This window comes from Vibrio sp. EA2 (assembly GCF_033042495.1).
In the GTDB taxonomy this organism is placed as follows: Bacteria; Pseudomonadota; Gammaproteobacteria; order Enterobacterales; family Vibrionaceae; genus Vibrio.
The window spans coordinates 130,831-145,600 of the sequence record NZ_JAWLID010000007.1 but is presented as its reverse complement, the minus strand read 5'-3'; the positions used below and the strand labels follow the sequence as shown (position 1 = coordinate 145,600).

The window sequence follows — 14,770 nt, the reverse complement described above, 5'->3', positions numbered from 1 at the left end:
TTTATATCTAGTTAACCAAACAAGCCAGATAGTGAATCTGACTTGTTTGTTGTTGAGCGATTTGAATTAACGTGTTTCCAGAATGGTTGCTTCGTAGTCTTTCACGTCGTTGATCCAATCAAAGCCAACAGGGACTTCGTTTTGCAGACAGTGGTAGTTCCATACTGCTGCCCATGGTAGAGAGTGTGTTTCTTCGATTAGACCCAAACGAGTGGTGTAGTCGAATGACTCTTCTGCCGCTTTTAGTTGCGCTACGGGTTCTAGCAGCGCTTTAAGCAATGCTTTTTGTGCGTTACGAGTACCGATAACCCAAGCAGCAACACGGTTGATTGATGCATCAAAGAAATCCAGGCCGATAGCGACGCGGTCGAGCAGGTTGTTGCGTACGATTTCACGCATGATTGCCTGAGTTTCGTCGTCGAAAGAAACCACGTGGTCAGAGTCCCAGCGTACCGGACGCGTAACGTGCAGTTGCAGGTCGTTTACGTACAGTGAACATGCGCTGATTTTGTCACTGATGACTTCTGTTGGGTGGAAGTGGCCCGCATCCAGACAGAGTGCCGTACCTCGAGTTGCTGCGTATGCTAAGTAGAACTCGTTACTGCCAACCGTATACGCCTCTGCGCCGATACCGAACAGTTTGCTTTCTACCGCGTCTTTGTGGAATGCAGTGTCGATTTTCTCAGCCAGTGCTTTATCCAGAGAATCTTGCAGACGAGCACGTGGAGACAGGCGGTCAACGGGTTGATCTTTCATGCCGTCTGGGATCCAGATGTTCATGAACGATGCAGAGCCAAGCTCACGACCGAAGTATTCAGAAATCTTACGGCTCGCTTTTACGTGGTCGATCCAGAACTGACGGATCTCTTCATTTGGGTGAGACAGCGTCAGGCCGTCATCTGCCTTCGGATGAGAGAACAGAGTCGGGTTAAAGTCCAGGCCTAGATCTTTCTCTTTTGCCCACTCGACCCAACGTGCAAAGTGTTCCGGTTTGATTTGATCACGTTCTACGTACTCATCAGCGTCGATGTAGATAGCGTGTAGGTTTACACGTTTTTTGCCTGGAATGAGTGAGAAGGCTTTTTCCATGTCCGCACGCAGTTGCGCTGGTGTTTTTGCTGCGCCAGGATGGTTACCCGTCGCTTGGATACCGCCACTTAATGCCGTATCTGGAGATTCAAAACCACGTACATCGTCGCCTTGCCAGCAGTGCATAGAGATTGGCGTTTGGTTTAGTAGTTCTAGTGCTTTGTCAGTATCCACACCGTACTTTTCGAAAACCGCTTTTGCTTGCTCGTAAGCTGAAATGATCTGCTCTTTGCTCATGGTCAGGTACCTTATTTAGTGATTTGTTGGAATTGGGATTTGATTTGTTCCAATCCCTCAATATGGTTTGCAGTAAAGTTCTTCACATCAGAAGAGGCATCGATAATTTGGCGGCCTTCTTCCAGCGAGGTAATAATGTCGGACGCGATAAATTGATTAATCACGTTGCCTAATGCGGAGGCTTCTGTCGGTTCGGTCGAGACCTTGATTTGACAGACATCCGCACAAAGTTGGTTAAGGAACTGGTCTTGCGTGCCACCACCGACGATGCGCAATTCAGTAATTGGTTTGCCGGTGACTTCTGATAGCTCAGTCAGTACCTTATCGTATGCCAGTACTAAGCTGTCGTAGATACAGCGAATGACTTCGGACAGGGTTTCTGGCGCTTCAAGGTCACGTTTCTTAAACCAGTTTTTAATCGCTTGGGTCATCGATGCCGGGTTTAAGAAATCGTTGTCATTTGGGTTGACGATGTACTTAAACGGCTCAGCTTGACGTGCAAGGCTGGCAATATCAGGGAAAGTCAGTGATGGGTTTTCTGCTTTTATGCGCTGAATCAGCCATAAACCCATGATGTTTTTCAGCACGCGATAACGACCGTCAACACCACCTTCATTGGTCAGGTTGTATTGATAAGCTAGCTCACCAGTGTACGGTTCGAAGCTTTCAATACCTACCAGTGACCATGTGCCTGAACTCAGGTAAGCCATGGTGTTATGTGCGATAGGTGTTGCAGCTACTGCTGAAGCGGTATCGTGACTTGCTACCGAGCAGACCGGAATTTGCACGTCACCCACATGGTATTGACCAATAATGCGGTTAGGCATTTTAGGTGGCAGGAACCACTCCATCTTCGCGCCACAAGCATCCAGTAATGGTTTGTTCCAGATCTTATCTTTGCATTCCAGTAATTGGCTGGTGGACGCATTGGTATACTCACAATGCTTAACGCCACTGAGTTTGTAGTTCAGGTAATCAGGAATAAACAACAGAGTATCGATATCTGAGAACCATTCCGGTTTCTGATCAGCAATCGCTTTTAACTGGTAAAGTGTATTGAACGGTAGAAACTGAATCCCAGTTTGCTGATAGATTTGCTCACGTGTCAGTTGGCTATCTTCAAGTAGTTTTTCCAACGTACCTTCAGTTCGCGCATCACGGTAGCTGACGAACTCGCCTAGGTGGCGGCCAAACTTGTCCAGCAAGACAAAATCTACACCCCAGGTATCAATGCCCAGAGAAGTAATCTCTATTCCAGTCGCAAGTACTTTATTGATGCCTACTTTGATCTCTTCCAAGATTGAGTAGAGATCCCAGCACGACTCATTACCATGCATCACTTGCTGGTTTTGAAAACGGTGAAACTCTTCGAGATCGATTTTTCCGTTGTTCAGATAACCGACCATGACACGTCCGCTTGACGCCCCAAGGTCTATTGCAATCACAGCCTTCATCATGATTCACACCTCTTGTTCTTTAGAGGTATTACACCGTGTTTTTCGCTTGAATAACTTCAAAAATCCCCCTGAAAAAACCTATTTGGTGCGTTTTTCTCAAGAAGCTCTTGCGGTATTTCAAACTTTTGATAACTAGGTTCTGCCTTAGTGCGTTGAGGGCAGATAGAACGGGGGAATCGGTATGGGGTACACCTTTTTTTAGAGTGGTTTTTGTCTCTTAAATAAGGGGTTTTGCTGTCGAATTGAAACTGTAGAGAATAGAGTGGGTAGGACAAAAAACTAAGCCCCGCGAAATGCGGGGCTTAGATATACCTTTTCAACCTTAAGCTAGATAAAACACGGAATCTAGAGCGACAGACTGTGGCGAGTTGTCCGGGTTGGTCGCCATAATGTCTTGCATAAAGGACCACCATTTCTGGCAGGCTTCCGTTTCGGCAACTTGCTGCCAGCGCTCCTCGTTCTCGATTTCGACATAGCCAAACAGTTGATTGGTGTCTTCATGGAGAAAGATGGAGTAATTATGGCCACCGTGACTTTTTAATACATCTACCAACTCTGGCCAGATCTCGTCATGTCGTTTTTTGTATTCCGCCTTACAGCCTTGATTTAACTGCATGACAAAGGCTTTTCGAATTAGATTATCCACGCGTTAGTCTCCTATGCTTTATCACGCAGAGTGATCCAGGTAGTTGCTGTAATAAAGTAAATGACGGTCGGATAAATCGCGAAAGATTTAAAGGATTCGAAGGCCGCTTGATAGTCAGCGCCAGATCCCCACACATTCAGTGCCGAAATGACGATTGCTGCCAAAGAAGCCAGAGCAACTGCGCCAGATACCTTCTCCAGCATGCTGGCTGGTTTCGCTTCTGTCTGTTGTTCTTCTTCACGTTTTGCTAGCTCCGCATGGTACGTTTCACGCTGTTTTAGCTCTTCGTGATATTCCGCTTCCTGCTGAGTGTAGTCATCAGCCGCACCCATGGATTTTGCTAACACGATGTAGATCGCCATCGATAGTAGGTAAGTCGGTACGAATAGGAAGAACAGGTGTAAGAAGCCTAGCTGTTCACAAGTCACGGCGAAGACGACGCCAATTGCCCAAGTGATCAGTGCGGCTTTGTTTAGGTCGTTACCTTGGTATTTTGACCATAGTGGTGTCAGACCAATTTTCTTAAATACCCAATGCTCCGAAACGATGATCGCGCCAACCGGTGCAAGCAATAGACCCATGTAACCAACAAAGTCTAATAGGCGAGTAAATACGAATGGGAAACACGCAATAACCGCAGTAACCACACCAACGATAGTCGTGATGTATGCACGTGATTTATTCGGGAAGATACTTTGGATAGCCAAACCTGCGCGGTAGATCGTTGGGTTTGAGGTTGTCCAGCCTGCGATAATAACTGCAACAATACCTGTAGAGCCAAGCACTGCGTAAGCGATACCGCCTGCGTCAAGATTAGCCATGCCAGTTTGCATTAGCAGCATCGCACCTGCGCCCATTACACCAGCACAAATCCATGCAATGTAGTGGCCGAAGAACATACCAAACGCTGAGAAGTAACCGTATTTTGCACTTTTCGCGAAACGTAGTAGCGCCATGTCACCCAAAGAACCGTGCATTGCCAGATTACATACCCAAGCAAAAGCCGCGATTTGCCAGAACGTCATTGATGGTGAACCATCTGGTGTTTGTCCTGTCCAGATGTATTGATCCGCCAGAGATAGGAACTGGCCAAATCCAGTAAAGGTTTCACCGTTACCAACGTTGCTCAGTGCAGGAAGGGCTACCATGCCGCCAGTCACAAAGATAATCAGCAGCCAAGGTGAGCAGACGGTTGCGAACTGAGCACATTTTTGAAAGCCCAATACCGCAATTGCTACCACGATAGCACCTACAGCGAGTGCAACGGCAATAAACGCGGCACTATTTGGATACCAGTGAGTTTGCGCTGGAATATCAAATAAAATACGTACTGCAGAGGCCGACACGGTAATCATCGCCCCGCCCAATGCACAGAACAACACGGCGTTGACCACGTTGTAGACTTTGTTGAAGCCAGGGCCAGCGACTCTGCGCAGATATTCGTAAACGGTTAAGCGAGATTGGGTTGCGATCGGCGCGGTGATCAATGCCCAGGTCAGTACTGCCATTACGTTACCAACCAGCAGCCCCATCAGGATATCAAATGTACTGGCTCCCCATGCGACAAAAGCGGCACCGATAACAAATTCGGTACCGGCTACGTGTTCGCCGGAATAGGAGCCAAGAAAGTGCCGCCAGCCAAGCAGTTTATGTTTGGGCACTCGTTCTTGTTCATATTCATTGAGGGTAACTTCTGTTTCTTGCGTTTGTGTAGAGGTAATAGTTTCAGACATGATTGTCTCCTTGCTATTCGTAAGCTTTTGTTTCTTATGTCTTTATTTTTATAATTTAAAATTTTATTTTCTGTTTCCCCTCTGAACTTCTGACAGTTGTAATCTTTGTCATCAGAAGGATTAGTGTCAGCTTACAAACTTGGTAAATTTTAACCTTGGAGAATTAACATAGATAAGAGGGTATTTTGGTGAGTTTTTTAAGGTGAGCAACTTTGCCTTCACATTTTTGAAAATATCATTAAAAGAGTGATGAAAAGTGAGATACTCGGCTAAGAAAATAGATAGCGAAGCCTCTACATTTAGCCCGTAAAATAAAGAGGTGTAAAATGATCTATCTTAAATCGAGAGAGTTCTTTATGAACTCAAATAGTCCGGTCACTACCGAGCTTAGAGCTCCTCAGGAACCTTATCCTGAGCATGCGCACTCATTTGAAGAAATCATTATTGTTTCAGAGGGTTGTGGTACACATGTCATGAATGATGTACCTATGAATCTGAGCAAAAATTACGTCTGTTTTGTTAAAAAGGAAGACCGCCACTTATTTGATTCAGTCGATGATCTTTATTTGAGTAATATCCTGTTTGAAAAGGAGAAACTCCAAGTTTGCTCGGAGCTTAAGCGATTCATGCCCAGTGAATCAGATAAAGAAACGGGCTGGTTTATTAATCAAAAGACGGCACAGCAAGTGAGTCAATTAATAGATCGATTGCATATTGAGTCTCATATTAATAGTGAAGAGTCGAGAATGATTGCTCAATTCATTTTCCAGCAGATTATTGTTGAACTCTGGCGCGGAAAAATACAAGACGTTGATTTACTGAATAGTAACGATAAAGTTATTTACGCTTTATCACATGTTCAAAAGAATTATTCTGAGGTCAATGAGATTGATGAAGTTGCGCAGGCGGTAAAACTATCATCACGCCAGTTGACGAACAGTATCAAGAAACTAACTGGAATGAACTTTAACCAATATTTACACTATACGCGCGCCAGTAAAGCGCTTTCAGATATTCTTTATACTGATCAATCTATTACTGATATTGCTTTTGGGGTTGGGTATCAGGACAGTAATTACTTCTCGACTAAATTCAAGCAAGTCTTTAATCAGACTCCACGAGAAGCACGAATGCGCCATTCCGGTAATTAATCTTTTATCCTAGCCTCTAATTGCCTGAGCTTAATTATAAAATCCGGATGTAAGACAATGAACAAATAAAAAGACCACCCTAGGGTGGTCTTTAGTTTATGTGGGCTTAATAATTGGAGCAGCTTGTGATAGTGGGGTAACTATCGTATGAAAATAGAAGTGAGCGTCATTGACTGACGCTCAGGTATTTTTACTAAAATGAAACACTTGAAATATTTGAGCAGTTACCGCTTGATTGGTCACATACTTTATAGGTGTACATACCGTACGCATCACTTGCTAGTGAGTCAGAGTAAGCGCCGTCATTATTGGTTGTAGAAATGATCGTACCATTACGGTACACATCTACTTTACGCGCGCTAGCGTTAACCCATTCCAAATCAACGCTAGAACCTCTTTTGCCATTGGATACGGAGGTAGAAAGTTCAATGTATGCTGCTGTTTGTGCATCACAGCCATTCTCTAGTAAGTACGCGTTGGCATCCGCAACTTTTACAATGCCATAGCCGAAGTAGTTATCGTGGCCAGACGAGCCCGCATCAAACGCCGTTTCTTTTAGTGCTTCACGGATTTGAGAACCAGTACATTCTTGATGATTTGACCACAGTAACGCAGCCATACCAGCGACGCCTGGTGTGGCCATTGAGGTACCACTCATAAACCCGTAATCTGAGCTACTAACCTCTACGTTAATCGTCGAAGATGCATGCAGTTGAGCACGATCTTCTAGCGCGGCTCCCACTGCAGGAATAGAAGTCGTGGTTGTTTCACCCAGTGTACCATTCAGCATACCTTCAACATTGTTGACGACAACAGCACCGATACCACCTGAGTTTTCACAGTTCAGTACTTTTTCATCAAAGGTTATTTCACCACGATCTATCAAACAAACCTTGCCGTTAGCATCGGTATCAACAGCGTTGCCTAATCCCATGTAATGTACTTCACCTAAAACATCACCCTGACCTGAGTAGGTAAAGCCAGATGAAGCAACAATTTGCTCGCCAGCCATTAATACTGACGTAGAGGCCATGTCTGCAGGGTAAGTGGAAAGCGTGTTTACACCGCCAGCGGTGACTTCAACACAGGTTGAGTCAATGATCTCTTGGCTGTGTTTGCCTTTTTTACCGCTATACGCGATGGTACATTCTGGGAACTGAGAGAAGGCTGCGATTTGATCGTTATTGTCGTTTGCGCCGATCATCATTACCGATTGGTAGCCAGCAGGGTAAGAAAGGACATCATTGCCATCGTTACCTGCTGCCGCAAGAACTAGCCCGCCGTTGTTAGTAAAGGCTTTAAACGCATTTTCTTCTGCCGTAGTCGGAGCGCCACCACCTAAGCTCATATTGATGATATTAGCGCCAGCATCAGCACATTTTTCTGCTGCGTAGGCGAGATCTGAAGAGTAACCCCAACCATCGGCGTTAAATACTTTAACGATGTGCATTGGTACGCCTGGTGCCATACCGATAATACCATAGCCGTTATCTGCCGCACCTATGGTTCCAGCTACGTGCGTACCATGTGGACCACCGTGCTCATTCCACTTGCCTGTGCCTGAGTCATCATCACCCAAAATATTGTCCCATTCGAAGTCCGTATTAGAACTGTCTAACCCCGAGTCAATAACACAGACTTTAACGGAAGTATTCGGTTGAAAAGTCAGTTGGTCTGCTTGTGATTGATACACGGCGTAGGGTGTTAACTGAGTTTCACGTGCATCTCCGAGGTCATCGCTGTAGCTAAGTAGCTTACGTTTTGCGTCTTCTTCAATAAGCTGAATATGTGGGTTGTTTAAAAGCCCTTTAACGGTTTTTAAATCTTGACCGGTGAAGGTCGCGGCAAAAAATTCTTCACCTTCGATATTGATATCAGCACCCAGTTTTTTGGCTAGGTTTTTAACAACGCCTTTGTTTGCGCTGTCGACTTGAATGATGTAACGATCATCGGCTGCATGCGCGCTAAAAGATAAGCAAATGCCCATCGCGATTAGCGATTTATTTAATATTTTCATAATCATCCCTAAAGATTGTAACGTCCAGTAATCCGCTGAATATTCAATGAAAGCGGTGTGGTGTGTTTCTTTTCTGAATTATCCTCTTCTGCAAGGATAATAAGGTGTCCGTTGAAACTATTTCTGTTTTTTTAAAAGGTGGCTACCCTTTCGTTAGCCACCTTTCATCCATTAGAAATTAATCAGTTAAGTGTTCACAGCGACCAAATTCAGCGCCAGCTTTCACCTTATTAACTAACCCATTCGGGAAACCTGTTTTCACTGAGGCGCCGTTTTCACAAACATACACTTGAGACATGTCAACATGGAAAGCAACAGAGTAACCAGCCACACCACCTGTCATTTTCGCACCTGCACCTGATAGTGACATTGGGTTATCCATGTAGGCGTTTTGCGCTTCTAATACACCTTGCTTCTTGTAGAAATCATCTAATGTCATCCAGCCTAAGCCTTTGATGTAGATTGCACCCGTAAAGCCTGTACGAATATCTCCAGCACGGCCAATAATCACGTCACCGTTATCGCTCATATCACTAGGCGTCAGCCCTGTGTATTTACCAACTGCGGCATGAACCCAATCAACGCCTCTGCTTTCACAGAAGTCACTTCCTAGCATGACTAGCGGTACATCGTTACACCATTCTAAGCCGCCAATATCAGTAAATGCTGCATCGCCTTCTTTAGTGTGATCCCACAACAGAACGTTACCTGTTCTCGTTTGAAGTGCTACTTGCTTGCCATCGTGAGAAGAGGTGTACGCGCCCATTGCACCAACAGCGTCATAAAGGTTGATCATTTCACCTTCATTGACCCATGCTACCGCTTTGTAGCCGCCAAGAGCGCCCAATACTACTTCACCGTTACCTGAAACAGCATGTGCACGAGCCCAAGCATCATTTGACCAGTCAACATTTCTGGTATCTAGCTCGCGCATACCTTCTTTAGGTGTCCAGATGAACGGCACAACATCACCGGTAAAGTAAGTAGTACAGGTTCCATTACCATCAGCATCTTTATAAGCGGTACCAACTACCGTATTTCCTGATGCATCAATATCCCAACCTGTTGCTGCTGATTTACCTTGCTCACTTGCACCACCACACGCATTGCCCGTAAGGTCACCCAGTGGCATCACGCCATTTGCGTCTGTCCAAATAGCCGGTTCGTTCACGCCATTTCTGTCATGATCAGAATTGACAAGGAGCTTGTTACCATTAGCGCTCATTTTTGCAGAGCCAGTGCTGAGATAATCAGGAAGAAGCTTAAAGCCCTTGTTTTGGTCCCAAACGAAAGGAGTGCTACCTGCCATACCTATTGAAGATTTACCATTTTTTGCTAAGTCACTGAGATGTGCAAAGACAACTTGTTTGAAGTCCACGCCATCTTGGTAGCCGTTAAACACTAAATCCGCGGTTTTCGTTTGACCCGCTTCGGCAACGATAGGTGTTACGTCACATGGGTCATCTGAAACTGGGTTACTGCTTTCGTTGTCATTCCAGTATTCAGCAACGGAAAGGATCTCAGATGTTGCCGTTGGGTACGCACCGCTGTTAATTTCTTCTGTATACAACACGTAACGTTGACCCGGAGTCAGGCCATTGATTTTATAGTAACCATCAGGACCGACTTTACCCTGTGTTTGGTTACCTGATTGTGCCGACACGGCATCAAAAAGTGGATCATCGACATTACGTGCGATGATATTTACACCACTGTATTCCGTTGAACCATCTTTTAAGCGCAGCTTACCTTCAATCGAACCATACTGACTCAGATACTCTTGCGTCGGATAAAGGTTAGAGATAGCAACTCGGTCATCTGTGATGTTTACTGTACTTTGTGCTATCGCACCAGCGCCATGGTGGCCAATGAATGGGTACATGGTTTCAATAATCTCAGGATCAGCACGATTAACCGGTACGGTGTAGTAATCACCAGCGTCATGAGCGTGAACGGCTTCGACGTTACAACCTTTTACGCCAGGGAACTTTGGTGAAGATGGCGTACTCGTATAGGCGATATGACCGTTTGTTTGCGAGTGCGACAGGTTGATTGCGTGTCCAATCTCGTGGGAGAACACGCCCGCAATTTGCAGACCTGCATTGTCATTGGCGTATACGTTCCAACCGTTGATGACGGTCGTCGCTTCGATAATCTTATTATTATCATCTGCTATTTCAGGGAAAGAGATACCTAATACAGCTTGTCTGGACACACCAAAGACATTTTCTAAGATGCTGCCATCTGTATCGTAAAGTACCCAAAAGCCGTAGCCATTCTGCTGGGTATAAAATTGCAGTGCGTTAGAGCCGTCAACGTCAGCAACACCTGTTTGCGACTCAATTGTGATTAGGTTTTCGATATCAGCGCTAAAGGTTGAGGTTTCAACATTATTCCATTGAGCGAAAGCAAACTGAGTGATTTGCTGTGCTCGCTCTGTCGACAAAAATACAGAGCCATCATAGTCATAAGTAAATGCGTCACCGCCATCGACGTAGACTGGAATAGGGCCATTAGAGGTGTCCCATACGAAAGGGGTCGGGGCGCCATCATCAGTGGTATATAGTGGACCACCCGCTTGTACTGCACTTGCAGAAAGTAGAGCGGCAATCGCAATTGTTAATGTATTACGTTTCATTATTTCATCTTCCCATTGCTGATCCATTGCTCTGATACCGCTTTACCAAGCAGACTCATAAAAACCGTTGCGTTGTAAGCACCTTGTGTATCCACCATTTGTTGCTCAGCAGGAGCAAGAGCGCCTTCGGCAAATTCCAGATTTTCGAAGATACCTTGGTTATCAAACTCGTTGACCACTTTGCCACCTCGGATAACGAATTTACCGTTCGCCAGACCTGCCGTTGAACGTAGACCAGTCAGTGATGCCGCTTTGTGCATGAACACAACAACGACTTCATCTTGATTCCAATGTGGGAAACCTTCTGGAGCCATCGCTAGCATTTTGTTGCCATTTGGCAGAGTGCGAGGCTTGAGTAAGCCAAACTGACGAAATGTGTATTCAGAGTCTTTGGCATGATTACCTAATGCAGACTCGCCAACTTTGATAGTGACTTCCGTGTAAGGAAAACCTTGTTCAGAAATGCCATCAGTGACGCTTTGAACCTGACCTGAAATGATACTTTCAGATTCAGTAATGAGTTGTTTGAGGTTTTGCGGATTGAGCTTGGCGGCTTGTGCGACGGGCGCAAGCAGCATAAACGCTGACAGCAGCACAGCCATTTTTGATCTGAGTTTCATTCGTTATCCTTGACTATATATTTTTAGCAATTTATTCAGGTAGATCCTCTACCATCAAATCAAAATAACGAATGGCACTTAATTGCGATATCAGGGATTCCCTGATTTTTTGAGAAATATATCATCACGACAGGATTTATTTAATGAGAGTAGATGAGGGGAGTTGGTTGGGAGTATTACGGGCTACAAGTACATCTTTGCTCGATATATTGTTGTTTTTGAAAGGGGGAGCCTTTATGGGTATTTTTCTTCCATTTTTTGTTTTATTTTTTAATGGTAGAGTTCTTGCTCAACTTTTCTTTGCACAAGGGTTGACCTTGCTTCCATAAAATTGCGTCTATCCTTTGATTTTGCAGCATTACAAATGTCTGATTTATTCTGTTTAATTAGATTTGTTCTCTATCTATTTTATGTCTTTTGCAGATATTGATTTATTAAAGGTGTTAATATCAATACATATTGTTGTGAGAGCGATGGTTAATCATTTATTTATTTAAGTTGATGTAAAAAAATAATGGTGTTATTCAAATGTTAATCAATGCATTAAAGGATTAATGCATCACGCTTTAGACACGTATAGTTTATAAGTGTACTAGCTAACTAGTGTAATAGAGTGTTGAGTTTTTTGCTAGTTGAATGGTTCTATAGATCGAGGTAAGAGCCACATGGATTGTGTCAACTTTGAAGATCCAGATAGATGGATACGTTTTCTTAATCAAAAATTACAAAACATCAAGGAGGAAGAGAGAGCAAGCATATCGAGGGAGCTACATGATGACCTTGGACAGATATTAACTGCCGTCCAAATCAACTTACAATTACACAAAAAAGAGTGTTGTCATAGCCGCGACCGAGTAGATGACTCAATAGAGCTAATTGAAGACCTGATAGAAAAGGTGCGCCATAAGTCTGCCGAGCTTAGGCCAGGTATTATTAGTGAACTGTGTTTTATTGATGCAATAAAACGACTTCTTAAGAAAATGTCTGCTTCACAATCAAATAAAATAGACTTTACATCTAAGCCAAACTTTCCGGATGTTAGTCAACAATTAAAAATAGACTTATTCAGAATAATTCAAGAATCTGTAACTAATGCTATTCGCCATGCTAATGCGAGTACTATCTTCGTTAATCTAGACTTTAATGCCGAAAAAATAACCGTTTCTATTTCTGATAATGGTATTGGTTTTGAAATAAAAAAAATAAAACGCAAAGTAAATACTTATCTACATCTTGGACTGTTAGGTATGGAAGAGAGAGTTAAGCGTCATAAAGGAAAAATCCATATCCAATCAGAGATAAATACTGGAACAAAAATATTAGCGGAATTGAAATATGATCTACACGAGTAAAGTATTCATTGTTGACGACCATGATATCGTCAGAGCAGGTATTTGCAGTATTTTAAACACATTACCAAACGTTGAAGTGGTTGGAGAAAGTGGGACTGGAAGCAACTTGATACCTAATTTGAAACAATCTAAAGCAGATTTACTTATTCTGGATGTTTCAATCAAAGGCATCAATGGAATCGAGCTGGTAAGTATGATCCGAAAGCATAAGATAGCCATTAATATTTTAATGCTATCGATGCATAAAAATATTGAGTATGTAGCCAGATGCTTAAGAAATGGGGCGCAAGGCTATTTACTTAAAGACTCTGCCGTAGAAGAATTGGAATTAGCGGTTGCCTCAGTGATGAGTGGCAGCAGTTATATTAGCCAGAAAATCGATAAACCTATGCTTAAGGCTCTGTTAGCTAAAACGCAAGATACCGAGCCTTTGGACTTATTAACTAGCAGGCAGAGGCAAATCCTTCAGCTAATAGTGGAAGGCTATTCAACAAATAAGATTGCAGATGATACCTGCATAAGCATTAAAACCGTTGAAACTCACAGATCAAACATCATGAAGAAATTGAATATTAAGGATATCCCCAATCTTGTTAGGTTTGCCATAGAGAACAAACTGTTGGTTACAACGAGCTGAGATTATTTAGTTTTGATAATTCCCCCTAAGTCTCAGACAAAAAGATTCGACTTCGAATCGTGTTTGGTTAAGGTTGCCATTACAAATTCTTGAACATTTATCGCCATGCTCTCGACCGCTCAACGCAGAAACGAAATTTTGCAATATATCCAAACTCATCAGAAAGGTGAGGTGTCCTATTTTGCTGAGCGATATGGCGTATCAGAAGTGACCATCCGCAGTGATCTTAACCAATTAGAGCGACAAGGCTGCGTTACTCGTTGCTATGGTGGCGCGCTGTTAAACTCTCAGTTTGCTTTCGAAAAACCGCTCAACGACAAAAAGCAGCTCAATAGCGATATCAAGGCGAAGTTGGGGCAATACGCCGCATCTTTGATCCACGATGGCGACAAGATCATCCTTGATTCTGGCTCAACCACAGAGCAAATTGCCTACCACCTGAAAGGCAAAAGCAACATTACCGTGATGACCAACGGGATAAACATCGCTTACCACCTTGCCAATCAGGAAAATGTGGAGGTGATGGTAACGGGCGGTTTAATGAGGAAGAACTCTTATTCCTTATACGGTGCAGGTGGCGAAGCATTTCTCTCAGGTTTTTGCTTTAACAAACTGTTTTTAGGCGTCGATGGCTTTAACAAATTGACGGGGGTAACAACACCGCACCAAGGCGAAGCGGATATTAACCGACAAATGGTTGAAGCCGCGCAAAGTATTATTGCGATTACCGATTCATCGAAGTTCGACCAGCAAAGCTTTTGCTTAATCGCTCGTCCGGAGCAGCTCAATATGCTGATTACTGATAGCGGAATTCCACAAGACTATGTGGCAGAACTCTCTTCTCTCGGCGTAGAAGTACATATTGTTGAATAGGTTGGAGTGACAACCTATTCATTTATTGTTCCCGTTTCCACTTTTTTCATGTTTCATTCGGTCAATCAATAATTTACCCTAATATAAAAACTGTGAAATCACGCAGTTTTAACTTCGAAACCCTATCTTTTTCAACTACTTGCTTGCAGCTTTCACTGTGAAATATAGACAGCCTTTATTTACCTCGATTTCGGCACAGAGTCTTCGTTTTTGAGTGAAAGTTTTACCTTTCACTTCCTTCCAAACGAAAGGCTTTTTTGGCTTAAACCGAAAGGCAAGCGAATGTGAACTCGCTTTAAACTTCACTTTCTGACAGCTGT

The 14,770-nt window shown here is 43.7% G+C and carries 12 protein-coding genes; 5 read left to right on the top strand and 7 right to left on the bottom strand.

Annotated features, from left to right (window positions below; translation table 11 throughout):
• Positions 1 to 66 precede the first annotated feature (66 nt).
• The 4 genes from RXX31_RS15635 to RXX31_RS15620 all read right to left on the bottom strand — a co-directional run bounded on the left by RXX31_RS15635 (position 67) and on the right by RXX31_RS15620 (position 5,162).
• The gene (locus tag RXX31_RS15635; protein WP_317590487.1) at positions 67 to 1,326 is read right to left on the bottom strand and encodes an L-rhamnose isomerase; all 1,260 of its coding nucleotides are present in this window, start codon (positions 1,324 to 1,326) and stop codon (positions 67 to 69) included.
• A gap of 11 nt (positions 1,327 to 1,337) precedes the next feature.
• Complete coding sequence (rhaB, locus tag RXX31_RS15630; RefSeq protein WP_317590486.1) at positions 1,338 to 2,783, bottom strand: rhamnulokinase; 1,446 nt, start codon at positions 2,781 to 2,783, stop codon at positions 1,338 to 1,340.
• 322 nt (positions 2,784 to 3,105) lie between these two features.
• Positions 3,106 to 3,429, bottom strand: coding sequence for an L-rhamnose mutarotase (gene rhaM, locus RXX31_RS15625; protein ID WP_317590485.1), 324 nt, complete (start codon positions 3,427 to 3,429; stop codon positions 3,106 to 3,108).
• A gap of 11 nt (positions 3,430 to 3,440) precedes the next feature.
• On the bottom strand, positions 3,441 to 5,162 hold the full coding sequence (locus RXX31_RS15620) for a nucleoside transporter (protein WP_317590484.1): 1,722 nt from the start codon (positions 5,160 to 5,162) through the stop codon (positions 3,441 to 3,443).
• Positions 5,163 to 5,488: 326 nt separating this feature from the next.
• Between RXX31_RS15620 and RXX31_RS15615 the strand changes: the two genes are divergently transcribed.
• Positions 5,489 to 6,313, top strand: a complete 825-nt coding sequence (locus RXX31_RS15615) for a helix-turn-helix domain-containing protein (protein ID WP_317590482.1) — start codon at positions 5,489 to 5,491, stop codon at positions 6,311 to 6,313.
• Between the two features lie 193 nt (positions 6,314 to 6,506).
• Here the strand turns inward: RXX31_RS15615 and RXX31_RS15610 are convergent, their stop codons facing one another.
• The 3 genes from RXX31_RS15610 to RXX31_RS15600 all read right to left on the bottom strand — a co-directional run bounded on the left by RXX31_RS15610 (position 6,507) and on the right by RXX31_RS15600 (position 11,588).
• The gene (locus RXX31_RS15610) at positions 6,507 to 8,330 is read right to left on the bottom strand and encodes a S8 family serine peptidase (protein ID WP_317590481.1); all 1,824 of its coding nucleotides are present in this window, start codon (positions 8,328 to 8,330) and stop codon (positions 6,507 to 6,509) included.
• Between the two features lie 178 nt (positions 8,331 to 8,508).
• Positions 8,509 to 10,968, bottom strand: coding sequence for a hypothetical protein (locus tag RXX31_RS15605; RefSeq protein ID WP_317590480.1), 2,460 nt, complete (start codon positions 10,966 to 10,968; stop codon positions 8,509 to 8,511).
• The gene (locus tag RXX31_RS15600) at positions 10,968 to 11,588 is read right to left on the bottom strand and encodes a hypothetical protein (protein ID WP_317590479.1); all 621 of its coding nucleotides are present in this window, start codon (positions 11,586 to 11,588) and stop codon (positions 10,968 to 10,970) included. Before RXX31_RS15600 ends, RXX31_RS15605 begins: the two co-directional genes overlap by 1 nt.
• A 143-nt stretch (positions 11,589 to 11,731) precedes the next feature.
• On the opposite strand from RXX31_RS15600, the gene RXX31_RS15595 reads away from it, so the two are divergent.
• The 4 genes from RXX31_RS15595 to agaR all read left to right on the top strand — a co-directional run bounded on the left by RXX31_RS15595 (position 11,732) and on the right by agaR (position 14,450).
• The gene (locus RXX31_RS15595; RefSeq protein WP_317590478.1) at positions 11,732 to 11,917 is read left to right on the top strand and encodes a hypothetical protein; all 186 of its coding nucleotides are present in this window, start codon (positions 11,732 to 11,734) and stop codon (positions 11,915 to 11,917) included.
• 336 nt (positions 11,918 to 12,253) lie between these two features.
• Positions 12,254 to 12,940: a sensor histidine kinase gene (locus RXX31_RS15590; protein WP_317590477.1), complete on the top strand. Its 687-nt coding sequence runs from the start codon at positions 12,254 to 12,256 to the stop codon at positions 12,938 to 12,940.
• On the top strand, positions 12,924 to 13,577 hold the full coding sequence (locus tag RXX31_RS15585; protein WP_317590476.1) for a response regulator transcription factor: 654 nt from the start codon (positions 12,924 to 12,926) through the stop codon (positions 13,575 to 13,577). The genes RXX31_RS15590 and RXX31_RS15585 overlap by 17 nt, the downstream gene beginning before the upstream one ends.
• A gap of 105 nt (positions 13,578 to 13,682) precedes the next feature.
• Positions 13,683 to 14,450: a transcriptional repressor AgaR gene (gene agaR / locus RXX31_RS15580; RefSeq protein ID WP_317590475.1), complete on the top strand. Its 768-nt coding sequence runs from the start codon at positions 13,683 to 13,685 to the stop codon at positions 14,448 to 14,450.
• The last annotated feature ends 320 nt before the right edge of the window (positions 14,451 to 14,770 follow it).

What these genes read in the sequence shown, in the direction of transcription:
- RXX31_RS15615 (WP_317590482.1), top strand. Translation starts at nt 5,489, where the DNA reads ATGATCTATCTTAAATCGAGAGAGTTCTTTATGAACTCAAATAGTCCG.
- RXX31_RS15635 (WP_317590487.1), bottom strand. Translation starts at nt 1,326, where the DNA reads ATGAGCAAAGAGCAGATCATTTCAGCTTACGAGCAAGCAAAAGCGGTT.
- rhaB (WP_317590486.1), bottom strand. Translation starts at nt 2,783, where the DNA reads ATGATGAAGGCTGTGATTGCAATAGACCTTGGGGCGTCAAGCGGACGT.
- RXX31_RS15620 (WP_317590484.1), bottom strand. Translation starts at nt 5,162, where the DNA reads ATGTCTGAAACTATTACCTCTACACAAACGCAAGAAACAGAAGTTACC.
- RXX31_RS15605 (WP_317590480.1), bottom strand. Translation starts at nt 10,968, where the DNA reads ATGAAACGTAATACATTAACAATTGCGATTGCCGCTCTACTTTCTGCA.
- RXX31_RS15590 (WP_317590477.1), top strand. Translation starts at nt 12,254, where the DNA reads ATGGATTGTGTCAACTTTGAAGATCCAGATAGATGGATACGTTTTCTT.
- RXX31_RS15585 (WP_317590476.1), top strand. Translation starts at nt 12,924, where the DNA reads ATGATCTACACGAGTAAAGTATTCATTGTTGACGACCATGATATCGTC.
- agaR (WP_317590475.1), top strand. Translation starts at nt 13,683, where the DNA reads ATGCTCTCGACCGCTCAACGCAGAAACGAAATTTTGCAATATATCCAA.
- RXX31_RS15595 (WP_317590478.1), top strand. Translation starts at nt 11,732, where the DNA reads ATGAGAGTAGATGAGGGGAGTTGGTTGGGAGTATTACGGGCTACAAGT.
- RXX31_RS15610 (WP_317590481.1), bottom strand. Translation starts at nt 8,330, where the DNA reads ATGAAAATATTAAATAAATCGCTAATCGCGATGGGCATTTGCTTATCT.
- RXX31_RS15600 (WP_317590479.1), bottom strand. Translation starts at nt 11,588, where the DNA reads ATGAAACTCAGATCAAAAATGGCTGTGCTGCTGTCAGCGTTTATGCTG.